The 1,073-nt window shown below is 37.6% G+C and carries 1 protein-coding gene; it reads left to right on the top strand.

The genetic code is table 11. The features are described from left to right. The first annotated feature begins 246 nt into the window (after positions 1-246). Positions 247-633 carry a DUF1801 domain-containing protein gene (locus tag CHU92_RS00015; RefSeq protein WP_094411376.1) on the top strand — a complete coding sequence of 129 codons (387 nt, stop codon included), beginning with the start codon at positions 247-249 and terminating at the stop codon, positions 631-633. Positions 634-1,073: the final 440 nt, after the last annotated feature.

The raw sequence follows: 1,073 nt of genomic DNA, 5'->3' as shown, positions 1-1,073 counted from the left end.
GGAAATCCCTACGGGCTTCCCGCACAACGCCCCAGGCGATTTGCCCCCGGCCAGACTTCGGGACTGATTGGCAACGAAGCGATGTGTAAAATACAAATCACTTCGCAAATAGCCTGGGGCGTTAGCGGTTATTGTGCTGCGATACAGAATCATATAAATTAACAATTAAACAATACAGGCAAGAAAATAAATGAATATAAACTTCCATATCGCATTCATTAGCAGACGACAAAAATTTCAACACAAATGAAAAGTATAGAGGTGACAAAATTCCTGGACGATCAAGGACATCCGTTTAGAAAAGAAATAGAACAATTAAGAAACTACATTTTAGATGCAAACCCAAATTTAACAGAGAATGTAAAATGGAATGGCCCCAATTATTGCTTTAACAATGCGGACAGAATTACGATGCGAATTCAACCTCCAACAAAACAAGTGCAATTAATTTTTCATAGAGGAGCAAGCAAACAAACTCAACCGAAAGATAAACTCATATTGAATAGTAGTAAAATGTTAGCTTGGAAACAAAATGACCGGGCCATCATAACTTTAAAAAGTCTGCAAGACATCGAAAATGGAAAAGCGGAATTGACAGAAATTGTTACTGATTGGATAAGTGCAACGAAATAAAACGACGAACCGCTAACATCGCATTGGCAATAGTGGGGCTGACTATAATGAAAATCAATTACGTAAAGAAAAAGGTTATGAAGAACGTATTTATCAGATGCATCTAAGGATCGTAATCATAATGAAACCACGCTATTCAAAGGAGCATGGCTCGTCACAATGAAAATTGGAGAGCAAAGCCATCGATTTTATAAAGGAGATTTAAATAATTCTCGTCATCGTTAAATAATATAGTAACAAACCTGGAAAAATTGGCGCAAATTAAATATTAAGTATCATCTGCCTTTTAGTAGTGTTTATGGCTGCTTAAATAGCAGATAATGTGAAATTAGTAAAAGTCTATATTTTGATTATACTAAAAAAAAGCCAACAAAAGCGTACCAAGCCCCCACCCTATAGCCCTGATGGGAGCGGCATCCTCCCCGCCGCCTGCTTTTGCG

It is taken from the genome of Flavobacterium cyanobacteriorum (assembly GCF_002251835.1).
GTDB classification, from domain to species: Bacteria; Bacteroidota; Bacteroidia; order Flavobacteriales; family Flavobacteriaceae; genus Flavobacterium; species Flavobacterium cyanobacteriorum.
This window is presented reverse-complemented; position numbering and strand designations above follow the sequence as displayed.